The sequence below is a fragment of the Micromonospora yasonensis genome (genome assembly GCF_026013475.1).
Classification (GTDB): domain Bacteria; phylum Actinomycetota; class Actinomycetes; order Mycobacteriales; family Micromonosporaceae; genus Micromonospora; species Micromonospora yasonensis.
Window position 1 is genome coordinate 1 of the sequence record NZ_JAPDPH010000020.1, and the last position, 18,048, is coordinate 18,048.

The window sequence follows — 18,048 nt, forward strand, 5'->3', positions numbered from 1 at the left end:
CCCCCGCGCGCGCCAGCCGGCCCTGGAGGTGGCATGGGCAACCGTCGCACGTTCCGACCGTGGTTGTGGAACCTGCTCCTCGCCGCGATCACCGCGATGTTCACGGCCGTGCTGGCGGGCATCGTCGTCGTCGAGGCAGCCCCCGTGGCCAAGGCGGTGTACGCACTGCTCGCCGTCGGCTTCGCGGTGCTGACCGTCCGGGTGCTCGGGCGGCGCGTGGTCGTCGGCCCCGACGGGATCGCGCTGCACGACCTCGGGCGGACACTGCGCATCCCCTGGGACACGATCGCCGACGTGAGCTACCAGCAGGCCGGGGAGCGGTTGGTGTGGCCCACGTGGGCGCCGGTGCTACGGCTGCACCGGCCGCTGCGGGACGGCGGCCCGACGCAGCTCGAACTGGAGCTTGTCCGCTCGGTCCCCTCCCGTACCCAGAGGCGGACGCTCGCCGAGCGGACGGTGACGGCCATCCGGCAGGCCCTGGCCGCCCGCTGACGGCATCCGCGGGTTCGCGGCGGGCGGCTCACGAGCGTTTCCACTGCTGGTTCGCGCCACCGTTGCAGTACCACACGATGACAGGCGTGCCGTTGGCCGTGCCGCCGCCGTTCACGTCGAGGCAGTAGCCGGTCTGCACGTTGTTGATCGTGCCGTTGCTGTTGACGTTCCACTGCTGGTTCGCGTTGCCGTTGCAGTCCCAGACCTGCACCTGCGTGCCGGCGGTGGTGCTGGCGCCGGTGACGTCGAGGCACAGCTTCCCGTACACCACCAGGGTCTTCGACGGAGTCTGCAGCCACAACTGGTTGGCGCTGCTCTTGCAGTCGTAGATGAACAGCTTCGTGCCCCAGGTGGTCGAGGAGTTGGGCACGTCGAGGCACCGGTTGGAGGCGACGCCGCGGATCGGGGCGTTGAAGGTTCCGCCGCCGCCCCACGACCACTGCAGCCGGCTGACTCCGGAGGCGTTGTTGTTGATGAGGGTGTAATTGGGGCCGAGCCTCGTCATGCTGTAGCCGTCGTTGGCGCGCAGACCCGGCCAGTAGACCGAGCCCATGCCCAGCAGGCGAAGGTTGTCGCTGACGGCCTGGATGTAGGCGATGTAGGCGTTGCCGTTGATCGGGCCGTTGTAGTTCAGCCCGGTCGTCATCGGCGCACCCCACTCGTCCAGGACGGTACGGGAAGCGCACGAACCGATCCTGTTCCGGAAGTCGCTGGCCCACGACCAGTAGCTGGTCTCGGTCGGGTTCCAGAACCCGTAGAAGTGCAGCGAAAGGAAGGTCCCGGCCAACCGGCTGTCGGCGCACACGCTGGTGACGTCGTCGTTGTACCCGGTGCCGCTGACGAAGATCCGGCTCTTCGGCACCGACGGGTACCTGCCGATCCACTGGGCGGCGACGTCCGCCCAGGCGGTCTTGCTGTACCCGTGGGGCTCGTTCATCGGCTCGAAGTAGACCAGGCTGTTGCCGGCGTACTTGTTGACGACCGTGGTCCACATGTTCCAGAAGGCGGTGGTGTTGTCGATCAGCCCGTCCTTGTGGGCGGAACCCTCCCAGTAGCTGAGGATGACCTTGAAGCCCTTGGCGACTGCGGCATCGATGGCGCCGGTGTACGGATCCCAGCGGGACCCGTTGACGGTGTACGGGTTGACCGGCAGCCGCACGGTGTTCGCGCCGAGGTTGGTCTCGAACGCGCCGATGATCGAGGTGGCCTTGGTGTACGTGGTGGCATAGTCGTCCGTCGCCGACACTCCCGAGAGGACGATCGGGTCCTCGGCGTAGTTGTCCCTGGGGTCGGCCCAGTTGACCCCCTTGAACTGATTCGTGCCGGCATACGCCGGGCTGCTGACCGCAGCCACCTCGACGACGACCATCGTGGCGAGCAGGGCGACGAGCGTGGCGAGCGTGGCCCCCCGTCGGGCAGCGGGGCGGAGACCTTGCCAGGAAACGCGTTTACGCAACATGAACTGCCCTTCCGCAGGCAACGGGTGGCTGCGCGACAGCGCCGCCCGGAGCGGCGCTGTCCTGCCGACGCCGGGGGTTGCTGGCCGCAAATCGACGGCAGCCTATGGGTCTGTTGCCCCTCCGTCAACCGGCGAAACCGGCAGCCCGCCTTTCAGCCGGCGGTGAGCATACGAGCGATCTCATCGGCCGGGCACGGCCGGCCGAACAGCCAGCCCTGCCCGGTGTCGCAGTCCAGCGCGCGTAGTCGGTCGGCCTGGACGGGGTCCTCGACCCCTTCGGCGATCACCCCGAGCCCCAGCTCGTGGGCGAGCGAGATGATCGCCGAAATGATCCGGTAGTGGGCGGGGTCCACGGACGCGCCCGCGCGTAACGGATGCAGAAACTGTCCGGCGAGCTTGAGCTGGTGCGCCGGGAGCCGCGTGAGGTGGGCCAGGTTGGAGTAACCCGTGCCGAAATCGTCGATGGCTACCTGTACGCCACCGTCGGCGAGCACCCGCAGCGCGTCGAGTGGACCGCTGGCATCGCCGAGAACAGCGCTTTCGGTCAGTTCGAGTTGCAGCAACTCCGGCGGTAGGTCCTCGGCCTTGAGGACGGTGAAGACGTCGTCGGCCAACGTGGGTTCGTGCAACTGGCTGACCGCGATGTTGACGCTGACATAGATCGGCTGGTCGGGAAAGGCCTCCCGCCAGTGCCGCGCCTGTTTGCAGGAGTCGGCCAGGACCCAGCGGCCCAACGCGGCGATCATCCCGGTCTCCTCGGCGACCGGGATGAACTTGTCGGGCAGCAGCAGCCCCAGTTCCGGATGCCGCCAGCGGACCAAGGCCTCGACCCCGCGCATGCGGCCATCGCCGAGTGACACCAGCGGCTGGTACTGCACGTAGAACTCGTTCCGCAGCAGCGCCTGTGGCAGATCGGTGGCGAGGATGTGCAGGGTGACCTGGCGGGCGCTACGTTGCGGGTCGTGGCGTTCCCACCGCCCCTTACCCTCGGCCTTCGCCCGGTAGAGCGTGATGTCGGCAGCCCGCATGAGCTGTTGGGGATCGGTGCCGCCCGACCTCGTGTCGACCACCCCGATACTGGCCGACACCGTGAACTGCTTGCCACCGATGTCGAACGGCCGAGCGAGGGCCGAGAGCACCGCCTCGGCGGGCTCGGGTGGCGCGGACTCGCCGGATTGGCTGGTGAGTATGACGAACTCGTCGCCGCCGAGCCGGGCGACCAGCCGGCCGGCGCCGGCGACCGTCTCGTTCAGCCGTCGCGCAACCGCGACGAGCAACTCGTCGCCCACCGCGTGCCCGAGGCTGTCGTTGACCGCTTTGAACCCATCGAGGTCCAGGTAGCACAGGCCCACCGGTCCTCCGTCGACGAGGAGTTCGGTGAGCCGCTCGAAGAACAGCGTACGGTTCGGTAGCCCGGTCAGGGCGTCATGCCGCGCCTCGTGCCACAGCCGCTCGGCCAACCGGCGGCGTTCGGTGATGTCCACCGCGACCCCGATCGCGAACTGTGGCTTGCCGTCCTGGTCGCGCACCATCGACATCGACAGGTCCAGGCAGACTTCCCGCCCGTTGGCCAGGGTCCGGATGGTCTCGGTACGGAAGTGGTCACGGGTGCCGCTGATCAGCTCCATGAACTTGGCGAGGGTCTGCGGGGTACCGCCCGGCTGGACGAGTTCCGCCACGGTCCTGCCGAGCATGCCCGTGATGGGCAAGTCGAGCATCCGGGCCATGGTCGGGTTCACATCGATGACCCGGCCCTGCGGATCCACCAGTCCGATGCCGACCGCCGCCTCGGCGAACACCGCCCGGAACCGCGCCTCGGTCATGTGTCGCCGTTCCTCGGCGGTGCGTACGGCGGTCAGCGCCGCGCGTTGCATCTGTTCCTGCTCGGCGAGCGTGCGTGCCTGCAGCGCCAACGTGAAACCCTCAGCCACCGCACCGCAGACTGCGGCCAGCCGGGCCTGAAGCGCCGCCGGCCGCAGTTCTCCGGCCAACTCCGACGCCACATCATCGGCAAACCCGGAGCCGAGTACGGCCAGCGTGCGCCGCAGCGCCGCAGCGGAACGGAAGTTCACCTCGACGAGGGCCGTCCCGATCGCCTTGGCCGGCTCCGGGCTGAACGGCGTGGCCCGTACGGTGTCGAGCAGGTCACCGGCATGGCGAAGCAGATACGCCTCGGCCTCGGCTGCGGTCATCGACACGTGGCTGGTACGGCGCAGGGCCCGTGCCCAGCGTCGGGCGAACCGCGCGACGCCGGGCACGGCGTCCGGGAGCTGCTCGGACGGCGCTCGTGTGGTCACCAGGTCGGCTCAATCCCTGCGTCCGACGCCGGCCAGTCCCAGCGATCGCCCCTGTTCCTCGTGCAGGTCATCCGGTGTCTCCGGCCGCCACGCCGGCAACTCCACCACGCCTGGCTCCACCACCGTCAACCCGGTGAAGAACGCGGTGATCTCGGGCCGGGACCGGAAAATGATCGGTACCCGGCTGCGCTCCGCGGCGTGCGTGGCGAGCTGGGCCGCATCGTCGGGGCGCAGCGTGCTGGTCAGGTGGGAGATCGCGAGGTAACTGCCCGGTGCTATCGCGTCCCGCAGGCTGGCCACCGCGCCACCCGGATCGTCCGCGTCGGTCAGCAGGTGGAGTACGGCGACCAGGAGGACCCCGACCGGCTGATCCAGATCGATCAGCGCACGCAGCCGGTTGTCGGCCAGGATCCGATCGGCTGCCCGCAGGTCACCCTCGATGACGGTGGTGTGCGGGTCGTCCCCGAGGATGGCACGGGACTGGCTGACCGCGACCGGGTCGATGTCGACGTACACCACCCGGCTGTCCGGCGCGACCGCCTGGGCGAGCTCGTGGGTGCTGCCCACGGTCGGGATACCGGAACCGATGTCGATGAACTGGCGGATCCCGGCCGCCGCGAGATGCCGTACCGCCCGACGGAGGAACGCACGGTTGCTCAACGCGACCAGCGGCAGGTCCGGCACCATGGCCACCGCCTGGGCGGCGGCCCGCCGATCCACTTCGAAGTTGTGCGAACCGCCGAGTAGCGCGTCGTACATCCGGGCCGGACTCGCCGTGTCCATGTCGACGTCGCCAGGGGCCCAAGCCGGTCGATGCATGACTCACCTCATCCCGCGCAGACCGTCACCGGTCCGCGTACGGCTTTGAGCATACGAAGCCCGTCATCGATCTGGACACCCGGGGACCGACCCGGAAATCGCGGACGAACGCCCGGCATCCTCTGGGCGAATCAGCAGTCAAGGTTCACGTCGACGGCGCCGCCCGAGCACCGCTGCCGGCGCAAAGACGGCGGGCGGGACGGCTTCCCATCCCGCCCGCGGCGTGAACGGCCCGCACGGGCCAGCGACAGACAAATCAGCTCGTGAGCTTCTCGTCCTCGGGGGCCACCACGATCACCCGGCGACGCCGGGCAACCAGGAACATCGCGCCCCCGACCACCAGCACGGCAAGGCCGGTTCCGCCGACCAGCCCGGCCTGTGGCCCGGTAATCGGCAGTTCGCCCCCACCGCCACCGCCACCGCCGGCGCCTCCGTCTGCGCCGCCGCCGTTCGCGGCCACCACGACGGCGAACCCGTCCTGGTTGTCACTGTCGTCCACGTCGGCTGCGGGTACGGCGACGGCGTTCGCCGGCAGTTCGGTGCGCGCCAGGCCGGACCGGGCATCCGTTCGCTCGTCGGTCAGGCCCTCGACCTGCACGGTGCCGCCGGTCAAGGTAACGGGCGCCTCGGTGGAGGCCGCGACCGTCACCAGATTGTGCAACTCGACAGCGGCGTAGACGTTGTCGTTCGGGTCGGTGTCCTGGTCGGCCGGCACGAGCGCGAGCGTGCTGTAGGTGCAGACCGCCGAGCGCTGGTCGTCGCCGACGACGCACTCCGCCGGCGGTCGGGTGAAGATCGCACCGTCGGGCAGGCGCAGCGTGGCCTTCACGCCGCTGACCGCCTTCCTGCCCTGGTTGACGACGCGGTACCGCACCGCACCCGTCTCACCCGGTTTCAACGTCCCGCTGGGTTCGAGCCTGCCGTCGGCCTCGACCCGCACCGACTGCTTCACGTCCGGCGCTACCACCGACAGGTCGGCTTCGGGGTCGTCGACCACCTTCAGGGTGAACCATTTGCTGACAGTGACCGGCTTTACGCCCTTGCTCCCGGTCATGTAAGCCGCGATCTGGAACCTGCCTTCGTAAGGTTCCTTGGTTTCGCGGATGTGGATATCGATGGGATAATCCGCGGTCCCACCGGGTGCCGGCAGTAGCTCCGGAACCACGTCCGACTCGACGCGGCAGTACCAGCCATAGGTGTCACCGTCGCACTCGCCCGAGCCACCCCCCTCCGGCCACACGAGTTCGGCTTTTTCCCATTCCATCTCCAAGGGGCGGACATAGAAGAGAACTTCCCTCGGGGTCTCGTCACTCAGGTTGGTGAACCTGAGGTGGACTCTCTTCTTCGTGGTCCCCAGCGGAATCGTTGTGCCGGGCAGATCGAATGTGAACTGCGCATCCGTATCCGCCGCCGAGGCGGCGCCGGTGGGAGCGACCAACCCGGCAAGGAGGAGCAGCACGGCGGCGACGGCGGCGAGTGTTCGCGACAGCCACCGACAACCAAAGGCCATAGCAGAACCCTTCAGGTAAAGCGAACAGCGTAACCGAGAACACTATCCGCAATAGACCCGCGTCGGTATCCGCCGCTCACTTAGCGGCGGCGATTCGACCACCGTCGAGTGTGACCGTTGTCGGTGGTACGCCCAGGGCTGGCCACTCCACCGTGAGCTGCAGCGAGTGCGCGGGTGGTCGCGGCCACAGCCACGCCCGGTGGTCGGCGACCACGTGGTCGCTCATGACAGTGGCGCCAAGCCAGTAGCCCACGAGCGTCGGCCCGTCGGGTCGCTGGCTGTCGGCAGCCCTGGCCTTCGCCGACATTACCGGTGGCTGGCCCGGCCAAGCGACGCTCAGCCGCAGCGCATCGGGATGGAGTGGGCGGCGAACGGAGTGCCCGGGGAACGCGAACCCGTGCCGTGCCACATCGCTGAGCCTCTGCCAGCCGGGCAGGTCCAGATCTGACCGCCGCGCATGGACATTGAGGTGAACCCCCACCAAGAATCCCCTGAAGACACTGCCTAAAACGGAGTTGCGTCGGTTAGCAGGGCGACGATCGCCCGTGCCACCTCAGCCGGGTTGGTGCGGCCGCAATCGTCCCACTCGACCCTGCGCCCGCCAGTGAGTAGTGAGTAGTGGAAGCCATCGGCGCACGACCCTGGGTAGAAGGCCGAGCCGAACGACGGGTCACCGAGCAGCAGGTGCAGGCGCTTCAACTGCGCGACGCTCAGCCGGCCGGTCTTCACCGCCCCGGCATCCTGACCCCGGGAAGCGCTGAAGCGCCAGCGCCCATCGCTCTCCACGACGATCTTCTGCGTCACTCCTGCCAGGCCGCCGGAGCGCTGCACGGTCACCCGGGCCGCGACCGCGCTCGCCGACGGCTTGGCGGCGGGTGGCTCGCTGGGCGACGGAGCTGTCGGTGTAAGAGCCGCGATCGGGGTTGCCGTGGACACCGGTGACGACGGCGTGGGCACGGTCGGAGAGGTGCTTGGCCCCCGACGAGGCGGCTCGGTCCTGGCTGTATGCGCGCAGCCGCACACTGGGAGCGCTAAGCCCAGAGCGGTGGCAATGAGAAGCACGCAACGCCATCGACGTATGGGCATGCCGCTCATGATATGGGCAGGCCGGCATCTGGATGGCGGCGGCGGGCGCAGCGGCGGCGGCGGCCTGAGATGCTCGGGCCTTTTCGCAACGGTGCCCATCCGCCGCGCCGGCAGCTCCGACGAGTGAAAGCTCGCACCATCGGGGGCTCAACTTGGTGTTGGCCCGGCGCGGATCGTCACAATCAGTCGCGGATAGGCCGTGATCAGGCTTCTGCCCGCGCGCGACGGTGTCGAGGCCCATTGGCGGCTCGTGGGCCGTACCGGTGCTGGCGCCGATGTCCTGGCCACGGGGCCGGTCGAATCCCCCGACGAAGGCCGCCGTGGCCGCGCGACATCCTGGCAAGGCGCTGTCGCACGGCTGCGCGACAGCGCCGGAAGGTTACGCACCGATCACACGAGCGACAACCACTTCCGGTGGACGCTCCTCGGGCCGGACGAGATGATCAGTGCCCAGTCCCCCGCTGTCTACCGCGACCCTGCGAGTTGCCGCGAGGCCTTCACCATCGCGCGACGGGCCGCGCGCACCGCGCTAGGCGGCGCTCAGGGCGCATCCGGGCGGGCGGCGAGGCCCTGACGAAAGAACAACCATGGACCTGCACGCGCCGCATCGTGGCCTGTCGGCCTGGACGGCAACGACTCCTGTCCTGAGTCTTGCCGCCCTGATGGGGCGGGGATTCCCTCGCACTGGGAGTCACTCGGTCGCTGGCTGGTCGGAGTCCGTGACGTCGGAGGCGTGCGCGGCCCAGCCGAGCCACCAGTCGTGTTCGTTCGGTTCGCCTGCGGCGTATGCGAAGGCCCGTAGCGCATCGGTGACCACGGGTTGCCAGAGTTCGGCGGTGGCGGCGACGAGTCGGGTCAGTTCGTCGCGGCGGCGCGTTATCACCTGTTCGACGATGTCGTGGCCGGTGCGGGTGAGCCGGAGGCGCACGACTCGGCGGTCGTTGGATGAGCGGGTCCGCCGTACCAGGCCTTTACGGACCAGTCGGTCACACATGCGGGTGCAGGTCGAGGGGTTGACCTTCAGTTCCGCGGCGATGTCGATGCTGCGTTGGGGCCCGGCGACCGCCAACACGGCGAGCGCGCGGAACTGCGGCAGGGTGACGTCCGCGTCGAGGTCGGCGAGGGACCGGGCGGTCAATCCGACGAAGGCACGGCTGGCAAGCATCAGCGCCTGCACCGCGTCCTCACCGGGCGCGACGGACGGTTGCATAGGGCCATCATTGCACTTGGCGGACTTCAGGATCCCTCAGCACTCAGCTGACGCGGTACGCCGCCGCGGCAACCGGTGGCTCGACCGGCCTCGATGACCCTGCGAGTTCCTGCCCGCCAACGCAAGATCCGCCGGGACGAGGAACGAAACACCGGGTTGTGTCCGCGCCCGACGGCCGCGATGTTGCCATCGTCGGTTTCGACGACACGCCGACCGCAGCCGTGATGACTCCTCCCCTGACCACCCTGCGTCAGCCGCTCGAGGAGTGCGCCCGCGTCGCGGTCCGGCTGCTCCTCGACCAGCGGGCGCGATCCCATTCCGCAGCTACCCTGCACACGTGACGACTGAGGAAGCGCACAGCCACCCATCGCCGCCCATCCCCCGGGTCCGCCGCGGACCGAGACGGATCGGGTGGTCGGTGCTCGCACTGTTCCTCGCCGCGTTCGCGATCTTCGAGAGCGTCAAGTACGGCCTGGCGACAACCGCCGCTGCACTGGCCTTCTTCGCACTGCCCGACCTGGTGCGGCTCGCCGGCCTTCGTGCGCCGGGGCTGCTCTATCACGCCGTACACCGCGTGTGGATTCCGCTCGTGGTGCTGGTGGCCTACACCTTCGGGCCGATCGTGTGGCCGCCGCTCTTCACCGCCGCTCTCGGTTGGCTCACCCGCATCGCCGCCGACCGGGTGTTCCCTCGTACGTCACGGGTGTGACCCGGCTAGTGCGGCGAGCGCCACGCTGAGACCGCCGACGGCGGTGGCGAGCGCGACCGCCGCCAGCCAGGGGCCGGGCGGACGGGCCGAGTTCAGCACGGCCGGGGCGGCAGCGGGCGGAAGGCGTCGTCGCAGCGCCGCTGCGGCGACGATGACGACCGCCGTTGCGTTGACGACAGCGGCCAGAAAGATCCATCCGCCGAGGTGTGGCAGGAGGAAACGGCCGGCCCCAGCCGCCGCGACGACGAAGGCGGCCGCGGTACGTCGCCACGCCAGCACCGTCCGTTCCACCTGCAATCCGGGATCAGCTGACGAGACCTGCCCCGGGGAGGGGCCTGAGGACGGCGGTGAGCCGCGGTCGATCACAGGATGAGTCCCAGGAGTACCAGGATGCCGACGAGCATGAGACCCCCACCGAGCGGCACGGCCATCAGCGGTGGCGGGAGGCCTCTTCCCCGTCTCAGGGCAAGCTCGGTACGGACCCAACCGAACCAGGCCTGGGCCGGGGCGGCGGCACCCAGCAGGATCAGCACGATCGCCGCCGCTCGACGCAATCCGGGCACGATCGGCAGGTTCACCGCCTCCAACGCCACGCCTGCGGCGAAGAGCGCCAGGGAGGTACGGATCCACGCCAGGAACGTGCGCTCGTTGGCGAGGCTGAACCGCGGATCCGGGTCGCTGCCCTGGCTGAAGACGCGGCGAGGCCACCGCGTCGACGCGCCCGGAGACGTCGGCCCGTCCGGGTGCGGGGCTGAGGAACCACGTTTCACCACGCCGTCAGCCCCTTGCCGATCGCGATGACGCTTCCGGCGAGGGCGAGCGCCAGCACCCAACGCCGGGCAGCGGTCTCCGGCAGCCACCGTTGCAGGCACTGCCCGCCACCGATCCCTGCCAGCATCGCCGCCCCGCAGGCCAGCAGCAGTCTCCACGACAGGACCGGGGGGCCCTTCGCCGCGAGCGACAGCACGTTCGTCACCAGGCCGACGAGCTGCACGGTCGGGACGAAGCTTCGGTGCTCCCAGTCGGTACTGGCGGCGTAGACCGCGAGCGGCGGTCCGCCCGTCCCCGCCGTCGTGTTGAAGAAGCCTGACGCGAACCCGGAGGCCACCGCCCCACCCTGCTGGCTGAGGAACGGCATGCTCTGGCCCACCGCCACCCAGGTCACTGATCCCGCCGTGATCAGGCCAATGCCGACGAGCAGGACCGGGCCCGGCAACTGCCGGACCACCCAGACTCCCAGGGGCAGGGCCAGGATCACTCCGGCGATCATCTGGACGGCGACGCGGCGGCGCAGCGCCCGGGCGGTCATGGACAGCACGATGAGGTTGATCATCGCGGAGAGCAGGTTGGCCAGGGTCACGCCCGAGAAAGGGCCGAGGATCACGACCAGGAACGGGGCGGCCACCAGGGCGAAGCCCAGGCCGGTTGCTCTCTGCATGGTGGCGCCGAGCGCCACCGCGCTGACCGCGAGCGCGTCGCCGACGGGCGCCATCTCAGTTCGACACGGCGTCGTCGACCACGTCGGCGAGGCGTCGCAGCCGGTCGACCGAGATCGTGCGCAGGTCATCGGCCATGGTCGGGCTGCCGACCACCGAGGCCCAGACCGCGCGGCCGGCGAGGAAGCCCGAGGCTCCGGCCCGGCAGGCGAGTCGCACGGCTTCGGGGAAGACCTCCGCGGGTACGCCGGAGGACAGCACCACCCACGGGCTGGCGATGACTGACGACAGCGAGGCGCACCCGGCGGTGATCTCGTCCGGCGTGCCCTTGCCGTGGGTCGGCACCTCCGACTTGTAGAGGTCGGCGCCGAGGGCACCCAGCTCGCGGGCTGCCGCGTGGATTCCCGCTTCGTGGTCGTACGCGCCGCCGTCGCGCGGGCCACGGGAGACCGGTTCGATGATGCTGATCAGCCCGGCCTCGCGGCAGCGGGCGACGAAGTCGGTGACCATGGCGATCCGCGGCTCCGGCGACTCGTCCGGCCGGTAGAGCACGAGCAGCTTGAGGGCCTTTGCGCCCTGCTTACGTACGGTCGCGGGGTCGACCTCGGGGTCGATCGCGACGTCTGCGACGAACTCGGTGGCGCTCGGGGTGAACGCGTCAGCCGCGGCGATCAGCGCGCAGGACGGGTCGACGGCGTTGTCCGCGATCACGGCGTCCCAGCCGAACTGCTTGTCTACGAGGATCGCTGACGCGTACGGGCTGAGGGCCCGTGCGGCGTCCACCTTGAAGGCGGTCAGCTGCGCGTCGGTCACCGGCTCCGGCTGGCGTGCGGCGAACATGGCCCGCAGCGCCTCGCGCTGGTCGACGGCGAGCATGGCGTAGCCGCCCGAGGGGCGGGCGAGGATCGAGGGGTCGACGGTCACTGTTCCTCCAGCGAGGGAGCGGCCGAGGCGTCGTCGAGGTCGGCGACGTCGAGGCACTGAGATCAAAGGATGTTCGAAAAATAACATCCGTTGGTGCCGGAAGAACAGGGGCTAGACTACCGACGTGTCAGTGGAAGCCATGCGCTATGACGGCGCCCCGCAGCGGCGGACGCACATCATGGCCGCGTTGCGCCGGGCCGGCTTCCTCTCGGTCGCCGACATCAGCGCCCAGCTCGGCGTCTCTCAGATGACGATCCGCCGTGACCTGCGGCGACTCGCCGAAAGTGGCGAGGTCCAGCTGGTCCATGGTGGCGTCAGTCTGCCTCCGGGCGGCGTCGGGGCCCCCGGGTACGCGTCCCGCGCGCTCAGCCAGGCCGGCGCCAAGCGGGCGATCGGTGCCGCCTCGGTCCGCCTGGTCCAGCCCGGCGACACGATCGGCATCGACAGCGGCACGACCGCCGCCGAGGTGGCGCACGCGCTGCCCGAGGATTTCGACGGGTGCGTGATCACCCACTCCGTCCCCGTGCTGGCCCACATGCTGTCCCGGCCCAGGTCAAGGGTCATCGGGATCGGCGGCGAACTGCTGCACGACAACCAGGCGATGGTGGGCTTCGCCGCGCTGGATCTCGTCCGGCGGATGCGGGTGCGCCTGCTGTTCCTCGGCGCCAGCGCAGTCGACGAGCGGGGTGCGTACGTGCGCTCGGAGGTCGAGCTGAGCGCCAAGCACGCCCTCATGGATATCGCGGACGAGGTCGTGCTGCTCGCCGACGGGAGCAAGCTGACGGCCAGCGCCCCGGTTCAGGTGTGCGGCTTCGACCGCATCGACACCCTGGTCGTGGACGGTCCGCTGCCCGCCGCGGTAGCCGCGGCCGCACGCCGCACCGGCACCCGCGTCCTGACCGCCTGAGCCCGGGGAACCGCGCCCGAAGACAGGCGGCACGAAGTGCCTCGGTGAGGCATCAGCACCTTTCGCCGGATACCAACTCGCCGCCTTTTCTTTGTTTTGTGCTCTTGACGTCTCGGTGACATGCGTTCAACACTGCATGCAGATAGCGTCGACGTGAGAGAAGGCACATGGACCTCAAGGCCGCACCCTCAGCCACGGAGACCCGCGTGGTCACGTTGCCTGATGCCGCGGTGGTGGACGTGCGCTGTCGGGTCTTCCGGGCGCGCCCCACCGAGCCGATCGCCATGTCGTTCGCGCCGCTGAACCACCGCGTGATGGTCCTGATCGAGGTCGAGCTGGCCGACGGTTCGGTCGGGGTCGGCGAGAGCTGGGCGAACTACCCGTCCTGGGCGTGGCGCGAGCGGATCGTCACGATTCACGACGGCGTCGCGCCGCTCATGAAGGGCCGCGGCTTTCCCGACCCGGCCACCGCTCAGCGCGCGCTGCTCGCGCAACTGGCGCCGCTGGGCCGCCAGTGGGGTGCGCCCGGCCCGGTTCACCAGGCGATCAGCGGCGTCGACATGGCGCTGTGGGACCTCGCCGCCCGGCACGCCGGCACCAGCCTGGCCCGGCTGCTCAGCGCCAGCCCCCGCACGGAGCTGCCGGTGTACGGCTCCAGCCTCGGACCCACCGAGGTCGCCGAGGTCGCCCATCGCTGCGCCGCGCTCGGGCTCACCGCCGTCAAGGTCAAGGTCGGCTTCGGTGCGGACACCGACCTCACCAACGTCGGGACCGCCCGGCGGATCCTCGGCGACCAGGTGCAGATCTTCGCCGACGCCAACCAGGCGTGGCGGCTGACCGATGCGCTGGAGATGGTCCGCGCGCTGGCCGATCTCGGCGTCGCGTGGGTCGAGGAGCCGCTGGCCGGCGACCGTCCCTCGGAGCTGGCCGAGCTGAGCCGCCGCACCGGGATGCCGCTGGCGACCGGGGAGAACCTCTACGGCGCCGCGGCGTTCACGCCGTACCTGGAGGCCGTCGAGATCCTGCAGCCCGACCTCGGCAAGGTCGGCGGCGTCACCGAGTACCTGGACGTGTTGTCGGCCGCGGCGGCGGCCGGGCGGACGGTCAACCCGCACCTCTACAACGGCGCGGTCGCCACCGCCGCGACCGTCCAGGCCGGCGCGATCTCGTCGGCGACCCGGCTCATCGAGTGGGACATCCGCTCCAACCCCCTGCGGCGGGCCGCCGACGGCCTGCTCACCGCCCACGGCACGGTCCGCGTGCCGGACGGGCCCGGATTCGGCATCGATCTCGACCAGGACCAGCTCGACGCGTACGAGGAGCAGCTACCGTGACCGACCCCATCGTCAACGACATCCTCTCGGCCGCCACTGCCGTGCGCGTGACCGGCCGGACGGCGGGCGGACCGCGGCTCGCGGTGCTCGACCCGGCCACCGGCGAGCCGTTCACCGAGGTCAGCACGGGTAACGGTGCTGACGCGGCGGCGGCACTCGGTCTCGCGCAGCAGGCCCTGCCGGGGTGGGCGGGTACGCCCCGGGCTGCCCGGTCGGCGGCACTGCGGGCCATCGCCGCGGACGTCGAGGCGCTCGCCGCCGAGCCGGAGTGGCCCGCGCTGATCACCCGGGAGAGCGGCAAGCGGCTCGCCGAGTCGGTCGCCGAGCTGGGGCTGACCGTCGCCTACTTCCGGATCATGGCCGACCTGCTGGACCGGCAGGAGACCGAGCAGCTGTCCGTCGTACCCGGGATCACGCACCGGGTGACCACGCGGCCCGTCGGTGTCGCCGCCGTCCTGACTCCCTGGAACTTCCCGGTCTCCATCCCGGCTCGCAAGATCGCGCCGGCGCTGGCGGCCGGCTGCCCGGTGCTGTTCAAGCCCTCCGAACTGACGCCGCTGTCGTCGATGGTGCTGGCCGCCGTTGTCGACCGGCACGTGCCCGCGGGGGTCCTGTCGACCGTGCTCGGCACACCCGCCGAGGTCGTCGACCCGTGGCTCGCCGACAGGAGCGTCGGCGTCGTGTCCTTCACCGGGTCGACCCGGGTGGGGCGGCTGGTCGCCGCGGCCACGGCGCCGCGCTTCGTGCGTACGGTGATGGAGCTCGGCGGTTGCGCGCCCTTCCTCGTGCTGCCGGATGCGGATCCGCAGGCAGCCGCGCAGACGCTGCTGGTGGCGAAGTACCGCAACAACGGCCAGTCCTGCATCGCCGCGAACCAGATCCTCGTGGCCCGCGAGGTGGCGGCCGAGTTCACCGAGGCGTTCGTCGCGGCGACCGAGAAGCTGGTCGTCGGCCTCCCCACCGATCCGGCCACCGACCTCGGTCCCCTCGCTCCGGCCTCGGACCCGGCCCGGATGGCCTCGCTCGTCGAGGAGGCGGTGAGCAAGGGCGCGAGGCAGGTCACGAGCGGCGCCGTTCCGGAGAAGGGCCACTTCGCCCCGGCGACCGTGCTGCTGGACGCGCCCGCCGACAGCCGGGTGATGACCGACGAGATCTTCGGGCCGATCGCGCCGATCCACGTCTACGACGACCTCGACGACGCGCTGGCGCTGCATCACGCCACCGGGTACGGCCTGGCCGGCTACGTCTGCGGCGCGGACCTCGACCGTGCCCACGCGGTCGCCGACCGCCTCTCCGCCGGGATCGTCGGCATCAACACCGGGACCCCGAACACGCCGTGGATCCCCTTCGGCGGCGTACGGGACTCGGGGCTCGGGTACGAGGGCGGCCGCCCCGGCCTGGAGGCCTTCCAGACCTTCCTGTCCGTCGGCTCGAAGGCGCAGGTGTGACGATGCGCCTGCTCATCGGACAGACCGGCGCACCGACCAGCGTCGTCAACGCCAGCCTCCGCGGCTTCCTCGAGGCGGCGGCGGACCACGACGTGCTGGCGCTGCGGGGCGGCCCGGACGGCCTGGTCGAGGGCCGGCTCACCCCGGTCACCGCCGCCGACGTACCGGCCGCCGTGACCCGGCACGGCGGATCCTGGCTCGGCGCCGGGCGGCGGGCGGTCACCGAAACGGACCTCGACACCGCACTCGACGTCCTGACCGCCAACGGTGTCGAAGGCGTGGCGCTGATCGGCGGCAACGGGACGATGGCGCTGCTGCACGCCCTCGCGAACCGGGCCGCCGCGACCGGGCGCGAGCTGAGCGTCGTCGGAATCCCGAAGACCGTGGACAACGACCTGGTCGGTATCGACCACTGTCCCGGATACGGCTCCGCCGCGCGCTACCTCACCAAGGTCGTCCCGGACCTCGCCCGCGACCACGCGGCGATGTCGGGCATCGAACCGGTCCGCATCGTGGAGACCCTCGGCCGCTCGGTGGGCTGGCTGGCCCTCGCCGCGACCTGGCACCGCGACGATCCGGCGTACGCGCCGCACCTGGTCCTGATCCCGGAGCTCGCCTTCGACCGCGCGGCGTTCCTCACCGCCGTGCAGGATGCCCTGCGCGCACACGGGCGGGCGTTCGTGGTCGTCAGCGAAGGCGCGGCGAGCGAGTTGACCGACGATCCGTTCGAGGCGGTCAACCACACCCGGATCATCCTCGGCGGCGTCTCCCGGGCGCTGGCCGGGCTGGTGAGCGCGGAGCTCGGTGTCGCCGCCCGCGGCGAGGTGCTCGGCATGGTCCAGCGCAGCAGCGGGGCGCTCGCCAGCGACGTCGACCGGGCGGAGGCGGCGGAGGCAGGGCGGCACGCGGCGAAGCTGCTGGCCGACCGTGCCACCGGACTGATGGTCGGCCTGCACCGCAGCGCCGGCGAGACCGGGTACGACCCGGTGCCGCTCGCGGAGGTGGCCGGCCGGACCCGGCCCGTACCGCCGCGGTGGCGCACCACCAATCCCGCCGACCTCGGCGAGTTCCACGACTGGCTCTCTCCACTCCTCGGTAAGAACTGAAAGGCACAAGGATGCGAAACAAGATCTTGAGTGCCGGGTTCGCCCTGGCCCTCGTCGGCGGGCTCGCCGCCGGCTGCGGCGGCGGCGACTCGGGCGGCAGCGCCAACGAGATCTCCGTCGTCATGTCCAACCACCCGTGGCAGAAGGCCATCGAGCCCCTGATCCCCGAGTTCGAGAAGGCCTCGGGCGTCAAGGTGAAGGTGCAGACCTTCGCCGAGCAGCAGGCGCGCGACAAGATTTCGCTGAACCTGCAGTCGCACAGCTCCGCCATGGATGTCTTCATGACGCTGCCGTCGCGCGAGGGCCTGCAGTTCAGCAAGGCCGGCTACTACGCTCCGCTCGACGACTACATGAGCAAGTCCGCCACGTACGACGCCGCCGACTTCCCGGCCGCGGTCAAGACCGGCATGACGATCCAGGACAAGATGATCGCCGCGCCGGTGAACGTCGAGGGTGTCGTCCTCTACTACCGGACGGACCTGTTCAAGCAGTACGGCATCACACCGCCGAAGACCCTCGACGAGCTGCCCACCGTCGCCGCCGCGATCAAGCAGAAGTCCGGGGGCAAGGTCACTCCGATCGCGCTGCGCGGCCAGTCCGCCGCCCTGCCGTTCACCTTCGGCCCGTTCCTGCACTCCCAGGGCGTGGAGTGGACCAAGCCGGACGGCACCCCGAACTTCGACAACCCCGGCGCCGCCGACGCGATCAACCGGTACGCGACCCTCGCCAAGGAATACGGCCCGCCCGGCGTCGTCAACAACACCTTCACCCAGTCCTCGGCGCTGTTCGCGGCCGGCAACGCGGCGATGGAGCTGGAGTCCACCAACGAGATCAGCAGCATCAACGACCCGAAGACCTCGAAGGTGGTCGGCAAGATCGGCGTGCTGGACTTCCCGGCCGGCTCGGCGGGCTCGAAGTCGACCGTGCTGAACTGGGGCGTCGCGATGTCCTCGTACTCGAAGCACAAGGACGCGGCCTGGAAGTTCATCGAGTGGGCGACCGGCAAGGCCACCCAGCTCAAGCTGACCGCGGACGGCATCGCTCCGCCGCGGACCTCGGTCGCGCAGGACAAGGCGTACACCGACACGCTGAACACCGAGACGCTGAAGGAGTGGAGCAAGGCGCTCGCCAACGTACAGGCGAACGGCTCCACCGAGGTCGGCCCGGTCGGTGTCGCCGCCCCTGAGATGCGCAAGGTCGTCGGCGACGCCGTCGGCAAGGTGATCCTCGGCCAGGCGGACGCCAACGCCGCGGCCAAGGAGATCCAGGACGGCCTCACCCCGCTGCTGGCGAAGAACGCCGGATAAGTCT

The 18,048-nt window shown here is 70.3% G+C and carries 19 protein-coding genes; 9 read left to right on the plus strand and 10 right to left on the minus strand.

Features of this window, described 5'->3' with window-relative positions:
- Window positions 1-33: 33 nt before the first annotated feature.
- Window positions 34-492 (plus strand): PH domain-containing protein, encoded by a 459-nt coding sequence (locus tag ONA70_RS06910; protein WP_265005490.1) that lies wholly within the window; start codon window positions 34-36, stop codon window positions 490-492.
- Between the two features lie 28 nt (window positions 493-520).
- Here the strand turns inward: ONA70_RS06910 and ONA70_RS06915 are convergent, their stop codons facing one another.
- The 5 genes from ONA70_RS06915 to ONA70_RS06935 form a co-directional block, all read right to left on the minus strand.
- Complete coding sequence (locus tag ONA70_RS06915; protein WP_265005491.1) at window positions 521-1,951, minus strand: ricin-type beta-trefoil lectin domain protein; 1,431 nt, start codon at window positions 1,949-1,951, stop codon at window positions 521-523.
- 152 nt (window positions 1,952-2,103) lie between these two features.
- Window positions 2,104-4,248 carry a putative bifunctional diguanylate cyclase/phosphodiesterase gene (locus tag ONA70_RS06920; protein ID WP_265005492.1) on the minus strand — a complete coding sequence of 715 codons (2,145 nt, stop codon included), beginning with the start codon at window positions 4,246-4,248 and terminating at the stop codon, window positions 2,104-2,106.
- 9 nt (window positions 4,249-4,257) lie between these two features.
- Window positions 4,258-5,067: an SAM-dependent methyltransferase gene (locus tag ONA70_RS06925; protein WP_265005493.1), complete on the minus strand. Its 810-nt coding sequence runs from the start codon at window positions 5,065-5,067 to the stop codon at window positions 4,258-4,260.
- A 256-nt stretch (window positions 5,068-5,323) separates the two neighbouring features.
- Window positions 5,324-6,577 (minus strand): hypothetical protein, encoded by a 1,254-nt coding sequence (locus ONA70_RS06930; RefSeq protein ID WP_265005494.1) that lies wholly within the window; start codon window positions 6,575-6,577, stop codon window positions 5,324-5,326.
- Window positions 6,578-7,081: 504 nt separating this feature from the next.
- The gene (locus ONA70_RS06935) at window positions 7,082-7,381 is read right to left on the minus strand and encodes a hypothetical protein (RefSeq protein WP_265005495.1); all 300 of its coding nucleotides are present in this window, start codon (window positions 7,379-7,381) and stop codon (window positions 7,082-7,084) included.
- A 481-nt stretch (window positions 7,382-7,862) separates the two neighbouring features.
- On the opposite strand from ONA70_RS06935, the gene ONA70_RS06940 reads away from it, so the two are divergent.
- The gene (locus ONA70_RS06940; RefSeq protein WP_265005496.1) at window positions 7,863-8,237 is read left to right on the plus strand and encodes a hypothetical protein; all 375 of its coding nucleotides are present in this window, start codon (window positions 7,863-7,865) and stop codon (window positions 8,235-8,237) included.
- A 117-nt stretch (window positions 8,238-8,354) separates the two neighbouring features.
- Here ONA70_RS06940 and ONA70_RS06945 read toward each other — a convergent pair whose 3' ends face one another.
- A complete protein-coding gene (locus ONA70_RS06945) occupies window positions 8,355-8,873 on the minus strand; it encodes a MarR family winged helix-turn-helix transcriptional regulator (protein ID WP_265005497.1) in 519 nt (172 codons plus the stop codon).
- A gap of 158 nt (window positions 8,874-9,031) precedes the next feature.
- Between ONA70_RS06945 and ONA70_RS06950 the strand changes: the two genes are divergently transcribed.
- Window positions 9,032-9,214, plus strand: coding sequence for a substrate-binding domain-containing protein (locus tag ONA70_RS06950; RefSeq protein ID WP_265005498.1), 183 nt, complete (start codon window positions 9,032-9,034; stop codon window positions 9,212-9,214).
- On the plus strand, window positions 9,211-9,582 hold the full coding sequence (locus ONA70_RS06955) for a hypothetical protein (protein ID WP_265005499.1): 372 nt from the start codon (window positions 9,211-9,213) through the stop codon (window positions 9,580-9,582). The genes ONA70_RS06950 and ONA70_RS06955 overlap by 4 nt, the downstream gene beginning before the upstream one ends.
- Here ONA70_RS06955 and ONA70_RS06960 read toward each other — a convergent pair.
- The 4 genes from ONA70_RS06960 to ONA70_RS06975 are packed head-to-tail and all read right to left on the minus strand — an operon-like array spanning window position 9,571 to window position 11,942.
- Window positions 9,571-9,948 carry a DUF202 domain-containing protein gene (locus tag ONA70_RS06960; protein WP_265005500.1) on the minus strand — a complete coding sequence of 126 codons (378 nt, stop codon included), beginning with the start codon at window positions 9,946-9,948 and terminating at the stop codon, window positions 9,571-9,573. The genes ONA70_RS06955 and ONA70_RS06960 overlap by 12 nt on opposite strands.
- On the minus strand, window positions 9,945-10,355 hold the full coding sequence (locus ONA70_RS06965; protein WP_265005501.1) for a YidH family protein: 411 nt from the start codon (window positions 10,353-10,355) through the stop codon (window positions 9,945-9,947). Before ONA70_RS06965 ends, ONA70_RS06960 begins: the two co-directional genes overlap by 4 nt.
- On the minus strand, window positions 10,349-11,074 hold the full coding sequence (locus tag ONA70_RS06970; RefSeq protein WP_265005502.1) for a sulfite exporter TauE/SafE family protein: 726 nt from the start codon (window positions 11,072-11,074) through the stop codon (window positions 10,349-10,351). Before ONA70_RS06970 ends, ONA70_RS06965 begins: the two co-directional genes overlap by 7 nt.
- 1 nt (window position 11,075) lies before the next feature.
- On the minus strand, window positions 11,076-11,942 hold the full coding sequence (locus ONA70_RS06975; protein WP_319956300.1) for a hypothetical protein: 867 nt from the start codon (window positions 11,940-11,942) through the stop codon (window positions 11,076-11,078).
- Between the two features lie 124 nt (window positions 11,943-12,066).
- On the opposite strand from ONA70_RS06975, the gene ONA70_RS06980 reads away from it, so the two are divergent.
- The 5 genes from ONA70_RS06980 to ONA70_RS07000 all read left to right on the plus strand — a co-directional run bounded on the left by ONA70_RS06980 (window position 12,067) and on the right by ONA70_RS07000 (window position 18,044).
- Window positions 12,067-12,849 (plus strand): DeoR/GlpR family DNA-binding transcription regulator, encoded by a 783-nt coding sequence (locus ONA70_RS06980; protein WP_265005503.1) that lies wholly within the window; start codon window positions 12,067-12,069, stop codon window positions 12,847-12,849.
- A 206-nt stretch (window positions 12,850-13,055) separates the two neighbouring features.
- Entirely contained in the window at window positions 13,056-14,183 is a 1,128-nt protein-coding gene (locus ONA70_RS06985; RefSeq protein WP_265005504.1) for a mandelate racemase/muconate lactonizing enzyme family protein, read from the plus strand.
- Complete coding sequence (locus ONA70_RS06990; protein ID WP_265005505.1) at window positions 14,180-15,631, plus strand: aldehyde dehydrogenase family protein; 1,452 nt, start codon at window positions 14,180-14,182, stop codon at window positions 15,629-15,631. The genes ONA70_RS06985 and ONA70_RS06990 overlap by 4 nt, the downstream gene beginning before the upstream one ends.
- A gap of 2 nt (window positions 15,632-15,633) precedes the next feature.
- The gene (locus ONA70_RS06995; RefSeq protein ID WP_265005506.1) at window positions 15,634-16,737 is read left to right on the plus strand and encodes a 6-phosphofructokinase; all 1,104 of its coding nucleotides are present in this window, start codon (window positions 15,634-15,636) and stop codon (window positions 16,735-16,737) included.
- A gap of 11 nt (window positions 16,738-16,748) precedes the next feature.
- Window positions 16,749-18,044, plus strand: a complete 1,296-nt coding sequence (locus ONA70_RS07000) for an ABC transporter substrate-binding protein (RefSeq protein ID WP_265005507.1) — start codon at window positions 16,749-16,751, stop codon at window positions 18,042-18,044.
- The last annotated feature ends 4 nt before the right edge of the window (window positions 18,045-18,048 follow it).

Coding starts and splice junctions, on each gene's coding strand:
- ONA70_RS06910 (WP_265005490.1), top strand. CDS start 34: ATGGGCAACCGTCGCACGTTCCGACCGTGGTTGTGGAACCTGCTCCTC.
- ONA70_RS06915 (WP_265005491.1), bottom strand. CDS start 1,951: ATGTTGCGTAAACGCGTTTCCTGGCAAGGTCTCCGCCCCGCTGCCCGA.
- ONA70_RS06925 (WP_265005493.1), bottom strand. CDS start 5,067: ATGCATCGACCGGCTTGGGCCCCTGGCGACGTCGACATGGACACGGCG.
- ONA70_RS06930 (WP_265005494.1), bottom strand. CDS start 6,577: ATGGCCTTTGGTTGTCGGTGGCTGTCGCGAACACTCGCCGCCGTCGCC.
- ONA70_RS06945 (WP_265005497.1), bottom strand. CDS start 8,873: ATGCAACCGTCCGTCGCGCCCGGTGAGGACGCGGTGCAGGCGCTGATG.
- ONA70_RS06970 (WP_265005502.1), bottom strand. CDS start 11,074: ATGGCGCCCGTCGGCGACGCGCTCGCGGTCAGCGCGGTGGCGCTCGGC.
- ONA70_RS06995 (WP_265005506.1), top strand. CDS start 15,634: ATGCGCCTGCTCATCGGACAGACCGGCGCACCGACCAGCGTCGTCAAC.
- ONA70_RS07000 (WP_265005507.1), top strand. CDS start 16,749: ATGCGAAACAAGATCTTGAGTGCCGGGTTCGCCCTGGCCCTCGTCGGC.